At 35.2% G+C, this 23,100-nt stretch carries 13 protein-coding genes, 2 tRNA genes and 1 pseudogene; 5 read left to right on the plus strand and 11 right to left on the minus strand.

Annotated features, from left to right (window positions below; all coding sequences use genetic code 11):
* Window positions 1–39 precede the first annotated feature (39 nt).
* The 3 genes from CHRYMOREF3P_RS19325 (at window position 40) to CHRYMOREF3P_RS19335 (ending at window position 2,748) form a co-directional block, all read left to right on the plus strand.
* Window positions 40–753 (plus strand): 3-ketoacyl-ACP reductase, encoded by a 714-nt coding sequence (locus CHRYMOREF3P_RS19325; protein ID WP_077415804.1) that lies wholly within the window; start codon window positions 40–42, stop codon window positions 751–753.
* 304 nt (window positions 754–1,057) lie between these two features.
* Window positions 1,058–1,885 carry a 50S ribosomal protein L11 methyltransferase gene (gene prmA, locus CHRYMOREF3P_RS19330; RefSeq protein WP_077415802.1) on the plus strand — a complete coding sequence of 276 codons (828 nt, stop codon included), beginning with the start codon at window positions 1,058–1,060 and terminating at the stop codon, window positions 1,883–1,885.
* 23 nt (window positions 1,886–1,908) lie between these two features.
* The gene (locus CHRYMOREF3P_RS19335) at window positions 1,909–2,748 is read left to right on the plus strand and encodes an SH3 domain-containing protein (RefSeq protein ID WP_077415800.1); all 840 of its coding nucleotides are present in this window, start codon (window positions 1,909–1,911) and stop codon (window positions 2,746–2,748) included.
* 377 nt (window positions 2,749–3,125) lie between these two features.
* Here CHRYMOREF3P_RS19335 and CHRYMOREF3P_RS19340 read toward each other — a convergent pair whose 3' ends face one another.
* From CHRYMOREF3P_RS19340 to CHRYMOREF3P_RS19380, 11 genes and pseudogenes are all read right to left on the minus strand, one after another.
* Window positions 3,126–3,677 (minus strand): cysteine hydrolase family protein, encoded by a 552-nt coding sequence (locus CHRYMOREF3P_RS19340; protein ID WP_180565283.1) that lies wholly within the window; start codon window positions 3,675–3,677, stop codon window positions 3,126–3,128.
* Between the two features lie 5 nt (window positions 3,678–3,682).
* A complete protein-coding gene (locus tag CHRYMOREF3P_RS19345) occupies window positions 3,683–4,963 on the minus strand; it encodes an MFS transporter (RefSeq protein WP_180565284.1) in 1,281 nt (426 codons plus the stop codon).
* A gap of 60 nt (window positions 4,964–5,023) precedes the next feature.
* Window positions 5,024–5,623, minus strand: a complete 600-nt coding sequence (locus CHRYMOREF3P_RS19350) for a TetR/AcrR family transcriptional regulator (RefSeq protein ID WP_180565285.1) — start codon at window positions 5,621–5,623, stop codon at window positions 5,024–5,026.
* A 279-nt stretch (window positions 5,624–5,902) separates the two neighbouring features.
* Complete coding sequence (locus tag CHRYMOREF3P_RS24285) at window positions 5,903–6,025, minus strand: hypothetical protein (protein WP_262889629.1); 123 nt, start codon at window positions 6,023–6,025, stop codon at window positions 5,903–5,905.
* Window positions 6,026–6,034: 9 nt separating this feature from the next.
* Window positions 6,035–6,433 (minus strand): annotated as a pseudogene (locus tag CHRYMOREF3P_RS24190) (NAD(P)H-binding protein); the annotation flags it as partial.
* Window positions 6,408–6,542, minus strand: a complete 135-nt coding sequence (locus tag CHRYMOREF3P_RS24290) for a hypothetical protein (protein ID WP_257468848.1) — start codon at window positions 6,540–6,542, stop codon at window positions 6,408–6,410. The pseudogene CHRYMOREF3P_RS24190 and the gene CHRYMOREF3P_RS24290, both read right to left, overlap by 26 nt.
* A gap of 143 nt (window positions 6,543–6,685) precedes the next feature.
* Window positions 6,686–8,152, minus strand: a complete 1,467-nt coding sequence (locus CHRYMOREF3P_RS19360; protein ID WP_180565286.1) for a serine hydrolase — start codon at window positions 8,150–8,152, stop codon at window positions 6,686–6,688.
* 65 nt (window positions 8,153–8,217) lie between these two features.
* Window positions 8,218–9,708 carry a serine hydrolase domain-containing protein gene (locus CHRYMOREF3P_RS19365; RefSeq protein WP_180565287.1) on the minus strand — a complete coding sequence of 497 codons (1,491 nt, stop codon included), beginning with the start codon at window positions 9,706–9,708 and terminating at the stop codon, window positions 8,218–8,220.
* Between the two features lie 100 nt (window positions 9,709–9,808).
* A complete protein-coding gene (locus CHRYMOREF3P_RS19370; RefSeq protein WP_180565288.1) occupies window positions 9,809–10,114 on the minus strand; it encodes a helix-turn-helix domain-containing protein in 306 nt (101 codons plus the stop codon).
* Window positions 10,115–10,318: 204 nt separating this feature from the next.
* Window positions 10,319–10,392 (minus strand) — tRNA-Arg (locus CHRYMOREF3P_RS19375).
* 32 nt (window positions 10,393–10,424) lie between these two features.
* A tRNA-Pro gene (locus CHRYMOREF3P_RS19380) sits at window positions 10,425–10,499 on the minus strand.
* Between the two features lie 560 nt (window positions 10,500–11,059).
* Between CHRYMOREF3P_RS19380 and CHRYMOREF3P_RS19385 the strand changes: the two genes are divergently transcribed.
* Together CHRYMOREF3P_RS19385 and CHRYMOREF3P_RS19390 are read left to right on the plus strand one after the other, a co-directional pair.
* Complete coding sequence (locus CHRYMOREF3P_RS19385; protein ID WP_180565289.1) at window positions 11,060–12,388, plus strand: T9SS type A sorting domain-containing protein; 1,329 nt, start codon at window positions 11,060–11,062, stop codon at window positions 12,386–12,388.
* Window positions 12,389–12,396: 8 nt separating this feature from the next.
* Complete coding sequence (locus tag CHRYMOREF3P_RS19390) at window positions 12,397–23,100, plus strand: polymorphic toxin-type HINT domain-containing protein (protein ID WP_180565290.1); 10,704 nt, start codon at window positions 12,397–12,399, stop codon at window positions 23,098–23,100.

Below are 23,100 nucleotides of genomic sequence, written 5' to 3' on the forward strand. Positions count from 1 at the left end.
GTTCTTTCGTAACTTTGTATAAAGAAAAGTATTATTACTATGAATATAAACGGAAAAAATGCCATCGTAACAGGTGGTGGAAGAGGATTGGGGAAAGCTGTAGCACTTGCTTTGGCCAATGAAGGAGTAAACGTTGCCATTACAGGAAGAAATGAGGAAAACCTAAAAATGACGGTTGAAGAAATCAAAAAACTGGGTGTAAACTCAGCATACGCAGTTTTTTCTGTAGACAATGAAATTCAGGTAAAAGCTGGAATTGAATCTTTAGCAGAACAATTGGGTGGTATTGATATCCTAATCAACAATGCAGGGATCGGAGACTTCGGAAGTATTGAAGAAATGCCTTCTGAAACATGGGAGCAGGTGATTAAAACCAATCTGTTTGGAGTATATTACGCAGCGAAAGCAGCTCATCCGTTTATGAAAGCTAAAGGAGAAGGTGATATCGTAAATGTAGCTTCTACAGCAGGTCTGAAAGGTGGTCCGAATATGTCTGCATACGCCGCTTCAAAGGCTGCAGTAGTATCTTTATCACAATCTATGATGGCAGAATGGAGAAAACAAAACATCCGTGTAATTACTTTGACTCCAAGTACCATCGCTTCAGATATGAGCATCCAGGGAGGTCTTACAGATGGAAATCCTGATAAAGTATTACAGCCGGAAGACTTCGCAGAATGGGTAAGAGATATTCTTAAAATGAACAGAAGAGCACTGATTGCAAACGGATCAATTTTCTCTACGAATCCATAAGAGGTTAAAAATTTAAAGTTCAAGGTTTAGAGTTTAATGTTATCAGCAGAGCATTGTTAGTCTACCTTGAATAATAAAAATCAATAGGAGCGGGCTATTATCCTGAGCGTAGACGAAGGGAGCCCGCTTTCTTTTTTTACGTTTCCATTTTAGGCATTAGCCAAAACTTAGAATTTCCCTGCAATTCAAAAAATCTGTATTATCTGCGGGATAAAAAGCATAAAAATCCCCGGTTTCAGCCAAAAATTACGCTATCATTTTTTTAACCGTAATAACATTAGTATTTTTGCAGCAAATTAGTCACATGCAAAATTATTTAGAATTCAATTTCAAAATTTCTCCATTGCAGCCTTGGAATGAGATTTTAATGGCGGAACTTATAGAAATAGGTTTTGACAGCTTTACAGAAGAAATTGACGGAATTTTAGGATATATCCAGACAGAATTGTTTCAGGAAGAGCAGTTGAAAGCACTTCCGATTTTTGAAAATGAAAACGTAAAAATCGAATATTCTTTCGAAGAAATGCCTAATATCAACTGGAATGAAGAATGGGAAAAGAATTTCTCTCCAATCAATATTGATGATAAAGTATTGATCAGAGCCGAATTCCATGAATCGGTACCTGGAATGCATGAAATTATCATTCAGCCTAAAATGTCTTTCGGAACAGGACATCACCCTACCACCCACCTGATGATCCAGCAAATGATGGATATTGACTTCCATGGTAAAAAGGTATTGGATATGGGATGTGGAACTTCTGTACTGGCAATCTATGCGAAACAGCAGGGAGCAGGAGATACAAAAGCAATCGATATTGATGAATGGTCGGTAGAAAACTCAAAAGAAAATGCAGTAAGAAACAGTGTTGAATTAGATATTGAACAGGGAACTGCTGAAAATTTAGGAAAAGAAAATTTTGATGTTATTTTAGCCAATATCAACAGAAATATCCTTATTTCAGATATCCCGACTTATGTTTCAGTATTGAATGATGGTGGAAAACTATTACTTTCAGGACTGTGTTTCTTTGACGTAGATGATATTCTTGAAGTATGTAAAGAAAGCGGACTGGAACTGAAAAAGCAGCTACAGCGTGAAGAATGGGTAAGTCTTCTGCTTGAAAAATAACACACAAAAAACAAAATACGAATATGAAAACTTTATGGACAGCTTTATTTTTACTGATGCTGCAGTTTTTTACAGCGCAGGAAAATGAAGTATATGCTGATGGAATCTTTGGTTTTGAAGAAAATAAGACGCAGAAAATCTTTACAGACTGGACCCGCGTGAGGCTGTATCCAGGAGTCAATACTCAGATTGTAGATTCATTGCAGACCAATCAGCAGGTGGTGATTCTTAAAAAAGAAGAAACTGTCCTGAAATTGGGAGAAAGAGCGGCCAATTGGTATAAAATCTCTTATCAGAAAGGAGAGAATATATTGGAAGGATATATCTGGGGTGGTAATCTTTGTGTAGGGTACCGTAATAAAAACGGATATGATTTTCTCTTTGGACTTTCCAAAACGATTGACAGGAAGAATAAAGAATCCAATGAGACCGAAAAACAGAACATTGCCGGAATAAAAGTAATGGAAGGAAATACACTCATTGATGAGGTATATTTTGATACAGGAAGAGGAGAGGAGTTGAGTTCAGCGGCATTCAATATAGAAAGCAGCCACAAACTGCAGAATGTTGAATTTACCCTGAAAGCAATGGTTTCCGGAGAAGCCTGCGGAATCGCAAGCTATGATCAGTATGTTCTTTTTAAGGATAAAAAACTGATTACCCTTCCACAATTAATGAATGTAGGTGATGCCGGAGCTTTTTATCACAGTGAAGAATATGTTTTTCCTAATGATAAAGGAGGAATTTCTAACGCATTTATCCTAAAAGTGGAAGACATGGAAGTGGATGAGAAAGACAGAGAGAAGAAGAAAAGCTCTTTTAAAACTTATCTTTGGAACGGAAGTTCTTATAAGTTAAAATAATACTATTTCCTTAAAATAAATTAAACCGTTGCAGCAGCAGCGGTTTTTTTATTGTATAAAAAGGGTATAAAAAATAGGACTGGAACAATCCAATCCTACCCAAACATGATTAAGTGTATAGTTGAGCCATAAAGGCTACAAGGAATTAAAGCACAAAAAGATTTTTATTGATTCTTAATCAATGTTTCCTTGATACTAATTAAAACTAACTAAGTGACCTTTCGGCTACGTTTACCATGTAAAAGTAAGGTGTATCACCAACGCTCGGAGCAAAAGTTAAACTGATTCAGCGAAATAAGCCGGTGAAACGGTATTTTCAGCAAATGAAACGTATTTTGAAGATTTATAATGTTCCCGTTGTACTAATTCATTCCTTACTATGTCCAGTCGTTTACTTTAATGACATCAGCCTGTCTTGGGAAAACTTTTCTCATCAGCACATGATGTACTTCTTCATCTCCGTCTTTACAGCAATCTTCAATCACTGTGAGTTTGTAATCTTTATCTGAGGCTTCTCTCACTGTAGATAAAACAACACCGCTTGTAGATACTCCTGTCAGTACCAAATGTTGAATATTCAGACCACGCAGAACTACTTCAAGATCACTTTCTGTAAAAGCACTGAACCTTCTTTTGGTAATAACAATGTCCTCCTCTTCAGGGCTAAGCTCAGGATGAATAGCGACCCATTCTTTCATATTGACAACTGCCATATGTTGTTTAATTCCTGAAAATACTTTGTTATTAGAGTTTATTTCCGGCATTCCCTGTCTGAACCCTACTGTGATATAAATAACCGGAATTTGGCGATTTCTGGCGGCTTTAATGACCTTGTTGACATTAGATATCAATTCTTGTGTGTCAGGTAAGTTGCTTAATATTGATGACTGCATGTCCATCGCCAATAATGCTGTTTTTATGTTTTCCATTTTAATTACACTTTATTAATAAATTGTTCCTCAGATTCTTCTAAAAGTTGGTTGTTCACTGCTTTTGTCTTATTCTTTTTAAATAGTAAGCGTCTGAAGACAACAGCAACTAAAACTCCCGCAATTCCTTCCAGTAATAAGGTTTTGGGTGCTCCTATTTTTTCCGAGATAAACCCAATAAGTACACTTCCCAAAGGCAGCATCCCGAATATGGCGGTTAGCAAAATACTGATCGCTCTTGAGCGCATCTCAGGGATCACCTCAGACTGGACAATAATATTACAGGTGGTAAATTGCGCGACACCACCCAATCCTGTGAGCGCTGCAAAGAACATAGACCAATAGAAATTGGTGGTATATGAAAAGCACATCAATCCAATACTCAGAATAACTGTACTCAGGATGAGAATATTCCTCATAGATGCTCCTTTCTTCAGAGAAGCCAGAAATACTGTTCCGAGAACCGCCCCAATCCCAATGAAACTGGAAATATAACCGAATGTCTTAGCATCACCTTTGAAGATTTCCTTTGCATAAACAGGAATTAACGTATCGTAAGGTAAAATCAGCAAACCTGTAATACTCAGCATAATAATAACCAGACTGATGGATGGTTCTTTTTTCAGATACCTGAAACCCTCGGCCAATTCTGTGAAAGTTCCTTTTTTAGTTGTTTTTTTCGGAATGATCTTTATTTTCATCAAAGAAATCGAAAGCATTACCGCTGCAAAACTGGCTGCGTTGATAAGAAAACATGTTCCCGCTCCGAATTTTTGGAGGATAATTCCGGAAAGGGCAGGGCCCGCCAATTTAGCGATACTTGCCATGGCAGCACTCAGAGAAAGAGCACTTGGAAGGTCTTCATCATCCTTTACCACTTCATTAATCATAGCCTGACGGGCCGGAATGTCATAAGCATTGATAATGCCGAGAAAAACGCAGAGTATAATGAAACTCCATATATTCTGATGTCCCGTCATTACCAGGAAAGCTAGAATAGATGCCTGTATTAATGATAAAATTTGAGTGATCTGTATAATTTTATACCGGTTATACCGATCTGCAGCAACTCCGCCGAATGCTGAAAATAAAAATGAAGGGAATTGTTCTGCAAAAATGGTGAGCCCCAGCATAAAAGCAGACTCTGTCATGCTGTATACAACCCATACTACCGCTGTACGCTGCATCCACGTCCCAAATTGAGAGACAGAACGCCCGAAAAAATACAATGTATAATTGGTGCTTCTGAAAGCCCGGAATGTACTGATATTACTTAGTTTGTTCATTTTTTTAAATAGACTATTTGACAAATAATGTAAAAGTGTCAAAATTTGAATAAAAAATTTTTACCCAATATGTTTAATAACCATAGAGGTTAGAGTGCTTACTGTACTGTTTAAGTTTTCGAAATTGTTTTTTAAACTCATCTCACGCCTTATTCCCCTGATACTGCTCTGTAGAATAAAGATGATGGTTTCCTGTTCTTCAATGGCAACTTCTGGAATTGAACCTTTGATAATGTTTGTTGAAAATAAATTCAACAGGAGATTTTTTTCCGCTTCCATCATTCTGTTGTGAGCATCGGTGATGTGTTTTGATTTCTCTTCATTGTCCATTCCTGCTTCTATAGCTCTGAAAAAAGAAGATCTTTCTTCCGATGTTTTTACTTTAGCAAGACAAAACTCCTGTATTTTTCCTTCGAAAGTTCTTTTCTTCTTCATCTTGGAATCAATCTCAGAAATAACTTCCTTGATCAAATTTTCCAAAACCGCCTGAAATACTTCCTCCCGATTTTTATAATAATAATAAATTGAAGTTCTGCTTTTACCAACTGCTTTTGAAATATCATCCATTGTCACCTTCTTTAAACCATACTTCAAATACAGCCCTGAAGCGGTCTCCAGGATTTGTTGTGAAAGCTGATCTTGTTCTGTGTGAGATGACATTGTCTGAAAATTATCTGAAATAGGAATACAAAAATAAAATATTTTTGACAAAAAAACAAATTTTGTCAAATTGTACAATACGATAAATCAATTGAGGTAAATTGTATTCACAATAACTCTTGAATACTTATAATTTTTGATAAGAATAAATACACAAAAAGACTCACTGTTTCCAGTAAGTCTTTTTGTGATGATCTTCAAACTCTTTGGCTGCTGATCTTAATTGGAAATTACGGGTATTTTAGAGTGGTATGGCATTGAACAAGCTTCATATTGAAGTTAATAAAAAGCCGGCTTATCACCATAAACACCAGGTTTATTGACACCCACGCTTGATTTTATATCTTTTTCAGGATGCTCAATAATGTCAGTAATATAAGCTGCTACTGCCTTTCTTGCCACTTCTGTACCTATGAATGGTTCGCATTTTTGGGTGGTTTCATAATCTGTTTCATCATTGTTGGTCAGCCAAGACGGACGAACAATCGTATAGTCTAAATCCTATTTTTCGATAATATCAGCTGCTTTTCGGTAAGGAGCTAAATCAGAACCAATCATTCTTTCATTCCACTGACCGAACTTACAGCCACTTCTTTATAAATGCCCAATGAGGTTACGAATATTAAACGCTTCACATTATTGGCATTTCATTGCCGACACAATTTCTCCTGCCATTTTATCTACTGCTCCCGCAAGGTTGGCATAAACAATATCCTGCCCTTTGATTGCTTCGTTCAAATCATCTGTGCTTAGCACATCGCCTTCAATGATGGTTGCTGATGTTTCAAAATGTTTTATAGGGGTCGGCATTTCTTGCAAACAAGGTTAATTCTATATTCTCTTTGGCGGAAAGAAATGTGATAACGTGTTGTGCAATTGCTCCGTTTGCACCTAATACCAATGCTTTTATTGTTTTCATTTTTTATGTTTTGCCTTCGTTATATTATTTATCTGGAAAATACATAGTTTTTTAACCACGCTTTTCCTGTAAAATATTCCTGCTGCGTAGAGACAAATCCCATTGCTTCGATTTCTTTTTCTGTATACGTTGCCTTTTTATTTTCAATGTTTATCCAATTTCAAAAGCATTTCTTTGGCGTTTGTATTTTTAGAATTTAAATCCAAAGATTTCTGATAATTTTGTTTTGATAATTCAAATTGTCCATTATTAAAATAGGCTTCTGCCAAACTGTCGTAAGGATTTCCGGAGTTGGGGAATTCAGAAACATAGAGTTTAAAAAGTTTGATGGAAGAAATTACGTTGCCATTTCTCATCAATTTATAACCTAGCGTATTCAATTCAGATTCATCAGAAAAGTTGTAAGAATCTGGTTTGCTTTTCTTTAATTCTTTGTAATAAGCGATTCCCGAATCGATGTTTTCAAAACATTTTTTCTCGATTTCTCTTCCTATTAATTTCTTCCCAAACGGTTTCAAATCATCTACCAGATATTGGACAGCATTGTATAAATTCCCGTAAGTATTTTCTCCTCCCTGATTTGTAATCACAGAAATCCCAATGTTATAATCTGGGAAAACCCAAAACAGATTCTGTGTTCCAAAAGCTCCGCCGTGTTTTCTGGCATTTCGTCCATTGTGATTTACGGTCACTTCATCCCAAAAATAAGCGTTCCAGTAATTTTTATTGTTGAGCAAATCCCTTTGTGATTCCTGAACAAGCGAATTTTTTTTATCAAGTTCAAATTTCAAGAATGTGGTCAAATCTGTTAGGGTTGATTTCAAATAACTTTGAGAGCCCCAAAGCGAGTATGGCAAAAATGGCATCAAATTGCCATTTCCATCATAACCATTTGCGATGGTTTCATTTTTATTGATATGAAGCGTTGTGTTATTTAATTTTAATGGAATTAAGATATTTTCCTTCAGCAAAGTTTCGTAACTTTTACCATAAACATTTTCAAGAATATGTGCTGTCAGTTGTAAAGTTCCATTATTATAATTATAAACTGTCCCTGGCAAAGTCTCCACTTTTATTGATTTTAGATCCTTAAAAAACTGTTCTTTTGTATATGCTTTTTCCAATTTTTCAATCTTGAAAGCAGTGCTGTAATTCCTTTCTTTCAACAATTCACTTTTGTCCGGCAAATCTTTGTTGAAACCGGATTTTAATGAAACCAAACCTTTAATCTTTACAGGCGTTCCATTAAATTGAAGATTGGGATAAGAACCTGTGATATATTTTCTAATGTCATCATCCAAACTTACTTTTCCATCCAAAACAGCTTTAGCCATCAATGTTCCGGTAAATAATTTAGTGATGGAAGCGATTTCAAATAAGGTAGAATTATTGGCTTTATTCCCTTTTCCTTTGTCGATTTCGCCGTAATGTTTGGTGTAGGTTTTTCCATCTTTCACGATTCCGATGGAGAAAGAATTCGCTTTTGTCGCTTTTAAAAATATTTCTGCCTGAGCATCCATCGAAGTAAAAATTTGCTTTTCGGTTAGTATTTTTTGTGCAAAAGCATAAAATCCAGAGATGAGCAGGACAATGCAAAGTAGTTTTTTCATTTGGGATATTGATTTCTAATTAATATGACAACTCAGAAAAGTGTTTTTTACATTTCGGGAACGCATTATTTCCCAATTTCCTTTTCAATTTTTAAAAGCATTTCTTTCGCATTATCATTATTGGGATTTAGTTCCAATGTTTTGTGATAATTCTTTTTCGATTCAGTGTAATCTTTTCTTATATAATAAATTTCTCCACGTGTATCATATACATTAAAGGAATTCGGGAATTCTGAGACTGCATAATCAATGACCTTCAATGCAGAATCTGTCTTGTTTTCACCTAAAAATTTATAGACTAATTTGTTCAGCTCATTTTCAAAACCGTTGAAATTGTAGGAGTCAAACTTATTCTTTTTAATATCTTTTAAATAAAGAATTCCTTCCTCTACCGAGGATGCTTTTATTTTTTTATGCACTTCATAGATGACCAAAGGCTTAGGTAAATTCACTTTGTCATTATAAAGAACCCCGAAAATATCATCAATAACCGCTTCCAATTGTCCACCCCTTTTCCCTGCTCTGGTATTATCCAGCAACACAACATATATTCTATCCTCCGGGATTCTGGCTATATTACAGGAAAACCCATTGATTCCGCCACTATGAGCCATTACTGTAATATCTTTCCCTGAACCTAAAAAATTCTGATGTTTCTCAATATTCAAGCCATAAGCATAATTACCAGTGTGGGGTGTGAAATAAATTTTTTTGTTCTCTTCATTTAATAAAATATTGGTGTACAAAGCATCATCCCATTTCTTCATATCATTCGCTGTACTGTACATTCCGCCGGCAGAAAACACAGCAGTTTTCATATTGATGTAATCTGTTTTTTGGTAGCCATCGTAATCAAAATCATAACCTTGAGCGTAATTTGAAATGATTTCTTTCGGGTTTTCAATGCCTGTGTTTTTCATTCCAATCACATCAAATATTCTTTCCTTGAGAACTTCTTCATAAGGCTTTCCTGTAATTTCTTCGATAATCAAACCGAGTAAATAATAGCCTGTGTTACAATAGTTCTGTTTAGTTCCTGGCTCGAATCCCAGATTATCTTTGAAATATTTGACCGCAAAGTCTTTGTTGGATAAGTTTTCGAAAACCATTTTTGTTTTAAAATCAGGGAAATCAGTGTAATTGGGCAATCCTGAAGTATGGGTCAGAAGATGCTGAATGGTAATTCTATCCCCGACAGATTTGTTATACCAAGGTAAATACTGGCTTATTTTATCATCAAGGTTAATCTTTCCTTCTTGTTTGAGCTGCATAATCAGCATTCCCGTGAACTGTTTTGTAATGGAGCCTATTCTGAATTTAGTATCAGAAGCAGCAGCAATATTCCAGCTCATATCGGCTTTTCCATAATTTTTCTTTAGAATGATCTTGCTATTTTGAGCAACCAGCGCACTTCCGTTAAAAAGATCAAACTGATGATATTTTTCAAGGATCAAATTTATTTTTCCAACTTTTCCTTGTTCTGATTTTCGGATGTTTTGTTGGCAAAAGCCACTAATTGATAAAAGCAGAGAACAGACAAACAAGATAAGTTTCATATATGATTGATTTTTTAAAATTTCCGCAAAGATGCTCCGAATTGTCTTCATATACGACCGATTAAAAAAAGTCGAACGCATTTTCCGGATAAAATTCGTGTTAGAATGAATTTTTTCTAAAATCTGTTGGTGTTTTTCCTGTATATTTTTTGAAAGACGTATTGAATGATGATTTAGAATTAAAACCAACTTGATATAAAATTTCTAAAACTGTTAAATCTTTTTGCAGAGGATCTTTTAATATTTCCATTGCTTTCTCAATTCTGTATTCGTTGACGAAATCAAAAAAATGTTTATCCATATAAGAATTAATCAAAACCGATAAATCTTTAGCTGGTATTTGGACCTTTTCTGCCAATTCTTGAACCGTTAAATAAGGATTCAGATAAGGCTGTTGAGTCCGCATAAAATCTTTTATCTGGTTATTTTTTTCATTATCTTCGGAAATCTGAACTTTTAGGCTTTGGAATAATATCTTTGATTAATAATTAGTGAGCGCGAAAGGATTCGAACCTTTGCCATCCCGACTGAAATCGGGATGCATTATTTCCTGAGCTATAAAAAAGAGTACACACAAAAAAAGACTCACTGTTTCCAGTAAGTCTTTAAGTGAGCGCGAAAGGATTCGAACCTTTGACCGTCTGCTTAGAAGGCAGATGCTCTATCCAGCTGAGCTACGCACCCATTAAGTAATTTTGAGAAAACTACTAAAACAGTCGGGGCGGCAGGATTCGAACCTGCGACCTCCTGGTCCCAAACCAGGCGCGATGACCGGACTACGCTACGCCCCGAGGGTGTCATCAGTAACGATATTTACTTCGTTTTTGCGGTTGCAAAGGTATAATATTTTTTCAAATAAAAAAATAAAATGAAGAATAATTTTTAATTAATTTTTTATGAATGGGGTTTTATAAACTTTACATGATTAATAACCATTGACTTATCGTATTTGAAAAAAGATGAAAAAATTTCATTTTTTTTTACTTTTTTATTTGAACCCGTTTGTTCATGGTTTCTGCTTTAATAAATGATTTCATTGATCATTCAGTCAAATGAAAGAATTATAGGTTTCTGTCATTGTTAAAAATTGTTAAAAAAAAACTTGTGGTATCTGTTTCTTTTATAAATTTGCAAAAAAAAATTAATACCATAATAATACTATAAAGAAATCAGCCATTTCCATCTCTATCTACTATTATATTCTGAATTTTTAAGATAGTTTTCTTTTTTCGGTTAATTTTCAAACTAAACTTCAGTTGGCTATTGCTGACTATTTATTTGGCAAAAAATATCTAATATGTATAACCCTCTTTATTCTAGGGCATTCGCGATAATTTGTTTATCGTGTTCTGTGTCTGTTTATTCTCAACTGGTGGGATCTGATGTCCAATTATGGGAAAAAGCCAATCCAATACTTCACGAAGTAACAAAGTGCAAAGATGAAAATTTACTCAATTTTCATTGTGGTATCAAGGATAAGCTTTTCAAAAAATATATTAAATACAGTAAAAATAAGAGCCATACTCTTACAGCGGTCCACCGATCGAAGGAAGATGAATTGATATGGGAAAATACTGAAAAAAAGATTTCCTTAGGAAATAACAACTTTAAAACTGGTGGAGAAAAAACTGTTGAAATTAGAAAAAGGCCAAGTATTTTTTCGTTTGTAGCAGTTGCAGATCCGAACCGTGATAAATCTGATAGCTTGAAAATTAAATTTGAAGATCAGAATCTTTATGAGATGATATTTTTTCCAAGAAAAGCAAAATCTTCAGATCTTGGTAAAATACACTCCTATCTCTCTATTAAATACGGAATTTCACTGGAAAAGGGGAAATATTATAGCAGTGATGGAAAGATAATCTGGGATCCGGAAAAACATAAAGAATTTAGATACAAACCTACTGGATTAGGAAGAGACAATGGTAATGAACTCTACCAAAAACAGTCGTCCAACCAGGCTGATCTATTTTTAACAATTGGGAAAAATTCTATTGAAAGAACAAATGTTGAGAATCAATCTGTTTTTGAGAATAATCAGTTTGTTATTTGGTCTGATGATAATAATGAACTGACTTTAAAAAACGATGGTACCTTTGATGTTTTGCAAAAAAACTGGGAAATCAACTTTATAGGTAATAAAGTTCCTAAAACCGATTATAGTGTAAGAATATTGAAAGAAACGGTGAATCCAAGGTCTTTACCTATTGCTTATTGGATGTTCCTGAAAAAACCTGACGGAAGTATTCTGAAAGTTCAAGGATCTGAAGCTGCAAATTATATCATTTTTAATAAAGTTGATTTCCTTAATGATTTTGATAGTGGTGATACAGCTCATTTCACTTTTGCAGTAAGTCCATTGAAAAGTGCTAAGAATGAACGAGCGAATCAAAATCCAGATTCCGGATTATTAATTAACGGGGACTTATCACTGAATCTGACTAAAATTAATCTTTATCCGAATCCAGTTAAAAAAGGACAAACTTTTACAGTTACTTTCCCTCCTATGGAAGGACTTGGAATTTCCATTTATGATGGATCAGGAAGATTGGTCAAATTTGATAATATTGACCGAAAATCAAATCATTACACTGGTCAGTTGAAAGTTCAAAGTGCTTACATTATTAATCTTATTCAAGATAAAAAAATCATAAAAACGTTCAAATTAATCGTTGATTAAACTATACCATGAAAATAAATACGGATCAATTTCCTGTTACCAAGAAGTCTTGTTTACTGATAGGCTTTTTTGCGTTGATGTTTGTCTTTGCGAGCTTTACCAAAGAAGACAGGCAGAAGTTACAGGTATTCAAAAAAGAGCTGATAAGTAAATGGACTGATAAAAAAGTTGATTTAATTGATCAGGATGTAAAAGAAAATCCTTCTAATCAATTAACACAATCTGAAAAATTACTTGAAAAGAATATTTTAGATGAAAATCATTCTGTATTTTTAAATTCAGCAAAGGAAAATTTAGAATTCTCTGAGTTTAAAAATGATGTTGCTGTCGACAATAAGAATTTTTATCCATCAAAGGAAAAAGAAGGAACTATTGGTGCTTTCACGGATCAGGAAGAAGATGAAGTTTCTGATAACTTCTTTACCATTGACATTCCATCTGCGGAAAAAAACACTGTAGCATATCTTGAATACGATCTGTTTGGATTGGCTTCTCATGAGTCAGTATCCAGATCTATTAATCATAATATTGCGATAGGAGGAGGAATTATTGTTCCAAGCGCAAAATGGAGTCATCAAAAAGAGGAAATCAATTCTGAACTTATAAAAACAGGTTCTAATTCCATATTATTTACTTCACCTTCAGCCGGGGTAAAATACAAAGTAAAAAACTTACGTATTGTTTTTGAAAAAGATAAAAAGTATGATAATGATCTAATCATAAGTTCTGTACTGTCAGGAGATCAGTTGTATGTAAAAGGAAAGACAGCATCGTTAACAGATGTGGTAGTTAATAATGAAGTTGTTGCTGTAGAAAATGGTGAGTTTGAAAAAGTTGTCAAACTTTCAGAAAAAAATAAGGCAGAGGGTTCATTCTCTGTTATTGCAGGAGGTATAACTAATGCTTACAAAATTCCGGCTTCAACAAAAGCCTTTAAAGTAGTTGACCATTACTATGCAAAACCAAAAGGTGTTGAAATTTCAAAAGATAAAGAATTCAGTATAAGCTATGAAAATATGAATGTTTCTATAGAAAAAGGAACATCAGAATCGGCTTACATTGAAGTACTGAAATTAAGAGAAAAAGATATACCGGCAGTATCTCAGGGACTTAAAAATGTAACGTTGAATAATGCCGCTTACAGATTTTCAGTAACGGCCGGAAAGCTGGAGAAAAAGGCAAAGATTACTATTCCTTACGATACCAAAAGACTGGGATTGTTCTCTCCTAAGGATATCAAAATTTTCCATTTTGATTATGTCAAGAAACAATGGGTAGCAGACAAATCAGTTGTTGATGAGAAAAATAAAACGGTAATGGTAGAAGGAGATGGTGACCATGATTATATCAACGGAATTATTTCCGCTCCTGAATCTCCTCAGACAACAGCTTTTTCACCAACAAGTATCAGTGGATTGAAAGCTGCAGATCCTATGGCAGGAATGCAGCTGATGAATGCTCCTACAGCAAACCAAAAAGGAGATGCCAATATGAATTATCCTATTAAAGTTCCTGCAGGATTGGGAGGATTACAGCCTTCTTTAGCAATAGGATACAACAGTGGTGTCGGTAACGGATGGATGGGTGAAGGATGGGATCTTCAGGGATTATCTGCAATTACAGTGGATACCAGATGGGGAACGCCTAAGTTCGGTAGCCAGGAAACGGAATTGTATACTTTAGATGGTGAAATGCTTGTTTATCCTAATGGTTATCTACCACACAGACATAATAATACAAGTGAGACCTCTACAGATATTACGACAGCAAGACAGACTCGTAATTCGACAGGAAAAAAGCAATTTTATCTCAGAAAAAATCATGATTTTACTCTTATAGAAAGGGAAGGAGCTACTCCTGCTAATTATGCATGGATAGTAACTTCTACAAATGGTACTAAAAGCTATTATGGCGGAAGTGATAATTCTGTTATAAAAAATGACGAAGGCCAGATTGTTCATTGGGGATTAAGAATGGTAGAAGACAGTCATGGTAATAAAATGATGTTTACCTATCAGAAAAATATATTGGATCTTGGATCAACTAATGCCCTAACCGGAGGAATTTATTTTCATATTCAAAAAATAACTTACGGAAAAAATCAGGATTATAGTGTCAACTTTATTGCTGAAACCGGGATTAGCAGAAAAGATATCAGTATCAATGCAAAGCAAGGATTGAAAAGAGTAGAATCATATCTTTTAAAAGCTATTGATATAAAACATAAGACAGAAAAAATACGAACATATGGTGTAGAATACGAAGATGGACAATTTAATAAAACAAGGTTAAAAAGATTATACAGTCAGGTATACAACATTAAGATTGTGAATCCGCTTCCTATTGTTGATGACTATTCTTTTGAATACTATAACCAGGTAGAAAATAATCAGATATTTGGACCTGATACTCAGGTGCAGGTACAAAATTCCGAAAATGTTTATAACGGGCTTATTGAAAATATTCTGAAACCATCGAAAATCAATGGAAATATTTCTTCGGAAAACGGTTTGAACTTTAGACCTGCTGCCGGATTGAATTTCTTTTATTCTTCCAATGATGCATATGGGCACCTGATGTTTGGATTTCCTTTTGGATATTCCACGGCCGAAGCAAAGAATGCCCAACAGCTTATTGATTTTAATGGAGACGGTATTCAGGATATGATCTACAGAACTTCTTCTGAACTGAAATTCAGTCAGGGAAAATTGGATCAGGACGGTCATTTATCTTTTTTACCAGCCAAACCCTTATTAAATTATAATAATAACTTTACCTATACCGAAACCAAGACCAACAATTCAGGATGGGATATGGGAGCTACAGTATACAGTAGATCCCAGATTAAATCTACTTCCAAAGGAACAACATCTACCTATCTAATTGATGCTAATTCTGACGGATTAGTTGATATTGTCAATAATGGACAGGTGTGGTTTAACAAATATAATAAAGGTTTGCAACAGCCTGAAATGACCAAACATTCAGAATTTACAGAAAATATGGTTGTGAAGGATAAGCCAATAGCACCTCCGCTTTTACCACCTGTAGATCCTATTGTTACTCCAGATATTCCGGCAGTACCAATTACTGATGTTGTAAAAGTATGGATAGCGTCACAGGATGGTTATATCACGATTAAAGATAATATATCCGTACCTTCTTATACTGGAGATCAGGATGATTTACCAATAAAAATGTATTATTCGGTGGAAGCTCCTTACGCGTCTTCGGGTGCTTCTGTTAACACAAGAGTTTATCTTACGGAACTTACCCCTGGTGGCCTTGCAAAAAATATTTCGATCTCGAAGTATAATGATTATTATACAGAAATGAATACTATTTCCCCGGGATACAATATGGTGTCTAATTTTGTGGGAGCAGTTGATAGTTCTAATAGGATTTTTGTAAAAAGTGGGGAAAAGGTATATGTAAGATTACATAAAAGTATGACGAAGAATTTAGAGGTAAACTCTAATCCGGAAGTTATTTATGTTGATCCCACAACAGGATCCCCTTTGTCAAGCAAGTTTATATTTCAGGATCAGTTTAAGTTGAATAATGGAAATTATGGAAGTAACTTCCTTACCAATAATTTATTATCATCAGCATATCTGGATGGTACGGGGACAGCAAATATTACAGTGGAAAGTGTTAATTTTCCTAATAGTACAGATGGCTTTACCTTTAAAGTAATTGCAGAAAATGCAAATACTGGCACAGCTACAGTGCTTCATTCTTCTGAATACATTCAGTCATATGATCCTTTTAATACTGAAGCTTATACAGGTACTTTGAATGTGAATTCAAGTGAGCCTGTTTATTTGAAATTTATTATAGAATCTGATTCTCATACATCATTCTTCAACAGCAACTGGAAAGATAAAATTAAAGTACATTATAATGCTGTTTCAAATAATAATGCATCAGTTAACTTAGATTTGTATCCCGTTGCTCAATATCCTTCATATGCAGTAACACAACTAAGAGCAAGGATAGACATTAGAAGTACACAGGATAATCCTAATATCGTTAGTGGGAAAAGAGCTTATGGTGTTCAGATAGACAAAGGTGTGACAAACTTTTCTACTCTTTCAACCGGATCGTTTTATTACGTAATCAAAACCGGATCTACAGTGATGGGAAAAAGAAAAGTAACTGTAGCAGCTAACGGAGCCAACTCCGTGATTAAAGAAGAGGATATGATTGGTGCATTTGATGTTCCGGGAATAAGTCCTATCAGTTTTTATAAAGGAGATTTAACAATACCGGAATTTGGTCAACCTCATCTTGTAAATATTCAGGTATACTGTAAAACAGATGGTGATTACGCTTTATTCAATAAATATTCTCAATACTTCCAGGGGAAACCATTCAAAATTTACGGAAGTGGTGAGCTGATTACCTCTGTGCCGCCAACTTCGGTAAATACAGCAATGTATAACCCGAAAACTGCTGTCTATAATAACTGGGGACAATTTTTATACAATCCGGGAATTATAGAAGGTTACACCTATGGGAAACCAATTGAAGCAGAAACTATGACTCCGGGTAATGTAGCTCAAAATACTTATCCACAATGTATTCAGCAGCCTCCTTTATCTGCAGAGGAATTGGCTAAGTGTATTGATAACCTACCTAATGCGAATCCTAACACAGGAAACAATACAGTTTCCCAATTTGTTTCTCCTATGAAACCCTATAGTTCGCTGGTAAATACAGGAGGGAACTATACTGTTAAAAGCATTTGGGTGGGAGCCGGAGAGAATCAGTTCGCTTCTGCAAGTTCTTTCAAGGATGATGAAGCTGTCAATTATTTCAATAATCCTATACCTAATACACCATCAGTAACACCTACTACTCTGGTAACAGCAGTACTTTCATTGGATACCACAATGAAGGCTATTAGTAGAAAACAGAGCAGCTACACTCGTAATACAACAAATACATTAAATGTATCAGTAGGAGGGGTAGGAATATCTGAAGCTGAATCAGAAACTGTACCTTGGGGGAAAGGAAGTATTGAAACTCAGACATTCTCTGATATAAATGGAGACGGGTATCCTGATATGGTATATCCTGAGTCTATTCAGCTGACTAATTCTGTTGGAAGTTTAGATGATATAAACCTGGTATTATCGGGAGGTTTTCCTACGGATTCCAATACCTATCAGAAGATGAATTCTCTGGGATTCTCTTATAACCTTTTTTCCGCTAGCGGAAGAATTAGTGTAAATGGTCTGTTGGGTACTACTTCAAAAGGGGATTCTTCTATGCCATGGTCTGGGTCCGGATCTGCTAGTGCAGGAGTTACCAAATATTTTAACTCATTTGATTCAGGAAATAACTTTTGGATGGATATTAATGGTGATGGACTTCCTGACAGAGTGGTAAACGGAGGAGCAATAAACATGGGAGTAATGCTCAACTTAGGAAAAAAATTATCGGGGATGAAGCCTGTTGAAAATATGCTTACTTACAGATCTCACCCGATAGGAAGTGAAAATATTTCTATAGGTGGAGGGTTAGGTTCTTCAGCAAATATGGGTGCTTTGAGCAGCTTTGGATTTGGTATCAGTGCAAGCTTAGGCGGTTCAGCTTCAAAGGGAACTGCAGATGTTGTATATGAAGATATCAACGGAGATGGTTTAATTGATATTCTTGAGGTGAAAAATTGCGATCTATTGCCAGGTTGTACTAAATGGACTAATGTTCGCTATAATTTAGGACATAAATTTGATACAGCTGTCCCATTGCTTAAAACAGTAGGAAATGTAGATTTCACTGAAGAAAGTGGCTCATATAATGGCTATTTCTCTTTCGGAGGAAGCTTTATGGTAAATATAGGACCTATCCCGATTATTCCTCCTGTTCCGATTCTGAATCTTTTCATAAAAGTAGGAGCAGGGGCAACTGCCAATCTGGGAATCAATGTTTCTGATACCCAAAAGGCTTTCAGAGATATGAACGGAGATGGATTTGTAGATCTTGTTGTAGATAACAGTAATGGATTTATAGTCAATTACTCGCTGATTGGGAAAACCAATAAACTGAAATCTGTTACTCAAAACATAACCAAAGGGAAGTACACTATAGACTATCAGTTTACACAGCCGAATTATGAGGATCCACATGCAAAACTGGTGGTTAAAGAGGTTAAAATATTAAACCCGGATGTCTTTAGTACAGACTATACGCTTTCCAGTACAGAGAAAGATATTGTAACCCGATATAAATTTGAAAATTCCAGATATGACAGAAGAGAAAGAGATAATTTTGGTTTTGGAAAAATAACACGTGAAGAAATAAATATCGATGGAAATCCTTATCGTAAAGCTGAGGATATGTATTATAACACAAGTTATTTCTTAAATGGATTAATTAAAGAAAGTAAAATCCTTTCGGGAAATGATGAGTTAATTTCCAAAGTGATCTATAACTATCGTTTATATAAATTTAAAGATAATACAACCAAAATAGACCCTAATTACTTAGCGGAAAGTTTTGATACCGGAGGAACAGAAGGTAGAAGAATGGCTACCGTTCTGTTGAATACGAAGATCAATACGAGATTTGAAAATGGTGGTGAAATAGAGACTACGGAAAAAATGGAGTATGATTACAATACCGGATTGGTTTCAAATTATACCTATACCAGCCCTACCAATTCCTATAAATCTGTGATCACTTATTGGACCGGACTGAATAAAAATATGATCGCAGTACCAAAAGAGATCAATGTATATGACGGAACAGGTTCTACTCTTTTAAGGAAGAGAAAAACCCAGGATATAAACGTTAATACAGGAGATGTCGGAAAATATATCGTATTTGATGGTTCTCAGGATATCATAACAGATTATACTTATGAGCCATCAGGTAATGTTAAAACAGTAACTTATCCACCTGATGAATCACAGAACAGATATTCCATATCCTATGAATATGATGATGAAACAGGTAAATATGTAATAAGGACAACTGATGCCTTTGGATATATTTCCTTTGGACAGTATAATCTTTATTTGGATGTTTTAACAAAAAGTACAGATATAACAGGAAATGTAATACAATATGGATATGATGACTATGGAAGGGCTATATCCATCATTGAACCTTATAGTCCTGCAAATATTTCTACAATAACTCACTCTTATTATTATGACCATTATGGTATGCCGAGTTCAGATCAGAATATTAAAATATTCCGTGCCAGAACCTCTCATTATGATGCAGACCATCCGAATAACCTGATTAATACAGATTCTTACTCAGATTTTATGGGAAGAGTAATACAGGTGAAGAAAGATATTGATATTAATGGAACAGAACGCAGATCTGTTTCAGGAAGACCAATATTTGATGTATTCGGAAGACAGCTATATCAATATCAGCCTCAGGAAGGAGACCTTCAGGATAATAATCTGAATCTGAATCTCAGCCAGTTTATGTTGTCCAATACGTACGACCACTCTGACAGGATTACGAATGTTAAATATGAAGACGGCGTTGAAAAATCAATTAGCTATGAGATAGAAGGGAATCTGTTTAAAAGTATTGAAGAATTGGATGTTACCAGGACAGAGACTTTCACCAATGCAGAGGGACAGATTGTTGAGAAAATAAATTATCTGAATAGTAACCCACTGTCTACAAAATTTGAATATAATACAGCAGGTGAACTGCTTATGGTAACTGATCCTCAAGGTATTAAGACGACCTATAAGTATAACCTTGCCGGAAGAAGAACAGAAATGTTGCACCCTGATAAAGGGCAGACTACTTATGAATATGATGCCGCTGGACATCTGATCAGATTTGTAACTCCAAATCTTGTTAATGATCCTAATATACAGAGTCATTTTATCCATTATCGATATGATAAGAACAGACTTATTGATATTACGCTTCCTAATCTTCCAAGTGGAGCAGTCAACCCTAATAATGTTCATTATGATTATATGCCTGCCAATTCAGGAAATAATTCAGGAAGGATTACAACAAAAACAGATGGAACAGGGTATACTACTTACAATTATGGTAAGCTGGGTGAAGTAATATCGGAAACCCGCAGGATATTCGGATACAGTATTCCAACGATGGAGTTCAAAACGGATTATATCTATGACAGCTGGAACCGTCTTAAAAAACTGACATATCCTGATGGAGAGCAGCTTACTTACAGTTATGACCTAGGAGGGAATCTTAAAACGGTAACCAACGGAAGTTATAATTATATTCAGAATATCAAATATGACCTTTATGAGCAGAGAACAGCAGCCAACTATGGAAATGGAACAAGAACAGATTATTCATATATTGCTACCAACAGAAGGTTAGATCACTTTGGGTTATGGAGCAATTCCAATGCGTTTTTATCCAACAGCTACGAGTATGATAAGAGAGGAAATATTATCCGTCTTGCCAATGATGTAGGGGTAACTCCGAATCAAATGGGAGGAACCTATGCTTTCAAATATGGATATGATACCTTAAACAGATTGATTGGTACGGAAAGTGATATGGGGCTAAATGATAAAGGAGGAACTCCTACAACACCCAATACTTCTCCATATGCGCAAAGTAACTCACATTTTGATCTTAAGAAGGTAATGTATAACGAGAGTGGAGGGATTGTATTGAAGGAACAGGTGCATCAGATCGACCAGCAGCCGAACCCGTTGAATACGTACTCGAATAACTATAAGTATATTCCGGAAACTCATAAAGTAAAGTCAATTACTGACGGTAATGCCAGCGGGACACAACAGCTTTTCGCCTATGATGAAAATGGGAATACCATTGAGCATGTTGATGAATTTGGTTCTAAGCATATGTTCTGGGATGAACAGGATCGTTTAAAAGCTTTTTACAGTGATGATTCTGGTGTATACCAATATTATGCATACGACGACAAAGGAGAAAGAACGATAAAGTACAATCTTCATGGAAGTTCTCAGCTATATCAGAACGGAGAATTGGTAGATCCGGGAAGCTTAAGTCTAACTGACTATACATTGTATCCTAATCCTTATGTAACGGTATCCTTAAACGGGCAGTATACCAAACATTATTTTGAAGGATCAACCCGTTTTGCCAGCAGGGTGATGGATGGAAGCAATATTTTTGTTCCCTTAAACCTCAGAACATCTGATCAGGGAACAACAATGAGAGAACCTGATCCTTCTGTTGATTTTAAAATATATCTTGAAAAAGCAGGAGTAGGCGATATTTCAGCAGAGCTGAATACTTTAAATGGACCAACCAGCCAGTTAGGATTATACTATTTGCATAATGACCATTTAGGAACAGCAACATTTGTTACCAATTCCAGTGCTCAGAGTACGCAGTTTTTCTTAAATTTACCATTCGGAGAAACGATGCTGGAGCAGAGAACAGGAGTATATGATAACCCATATAAGTTCAATGCAAAAGAACTGGATAGAGAAACCGGGCTGTATTACTATGGAGCAAGATATTATAACCCGAGAGCAAGTATTTGGTATGGGGTGGATCCTTTGGCTGTTTACAATCCGGCGATGGAGACTGAGTTTTACGGTGAAGGACAGCATAATGGAGGAGTATTTTATTGGGGTAACCTAAATCCTTATATTTATACATATCAGAATCCGATTAAATATGTTGATCCTAATGGTAAACAGACACTAAGCTGGAATATTTATGGAGATAATCCTCAGACAAGATCTCAGGTTGCTGGTGAGTATCTAGAATTGTCTAAAAATATTAATATGGCTTCCTTTGCGTTGGTAGACACATTCTTAACCAGAGGTTTGGGAACTAAGATTATGATTGCTTACGCTAGTGGAGAAGCCGCTCATAGTATGCAGATGCAGACTCATTGGCGAGATAGAGGTAATGAGGCTCAGGCAAAAAAATATGAACAGGAAGGAGCAGAAGCTACTAAAGAATTATTTATTTTTGGGGGTGTATCGGCTGTAGGTAGTATCGCTAAGAGCATGTATACAAGAATGTTACTTTGTTTCGTGAAAGGAACCTTGGTCTATACTTCAGATGGTCTGAAACCTATAGAAGATATTGAGATTGGAGACAAGGTGTGGTCTTACGATGAAATTAAGAAGCAAAATGAGTTAAAAAAAGTTCTTTCACTTTCACGTAATATTACTAAGCAATTATTAGAACTATCTATAAATAACTCTAAAATTATATGCACACCAGAGCATCCTTTTTATATTAAAGGAAATTGGGTTCATGCTAAAGATTTAAAAAGAGGAGACCTTGTTGTCAATGATAAGGGGCACTTAATAAAAGTAGATGATATTAAAATTATAGACAAGATAGAAAATGTTTATAATTTAGAGATTGATGGAAATCATAATTATTTTGTTTCTGAACATAAAATTCTTGTACACAATGATGGCTGTGGGTTTATGGCAACCAAGAATGGATTTGTTAATAAAGAAGTAATTGAAGTTGCAGCTGGCCGAGGAAAACCACGATTGGAAGCAGATGGAAGTGTTAAGATTTTTAGAGGAGATCAGTATAAACAAGGGAAAATAGGCTATGGGTCTCAAAAAAACTGGATTGGTGCTGAAGAATTCGAGGTACCCAAATCAACTAATGCACATGATAGAATTTTAAGAAGGGTTGAAAGAGATGGTACAGTAAAATATGGATATAGTATGGAATCTGATTATAACGTAATTCATGAAATAAAACAAGTGAGTAAATAA

It is taken from the genome of Chryseobacterium sp. JV274, assembly GCF_903969135.1.
GTDB lineage: Bacteria > Bacteroidota > Bacteroidia > Flavobacteriales > Weeksellaceae > Chryseobacterium.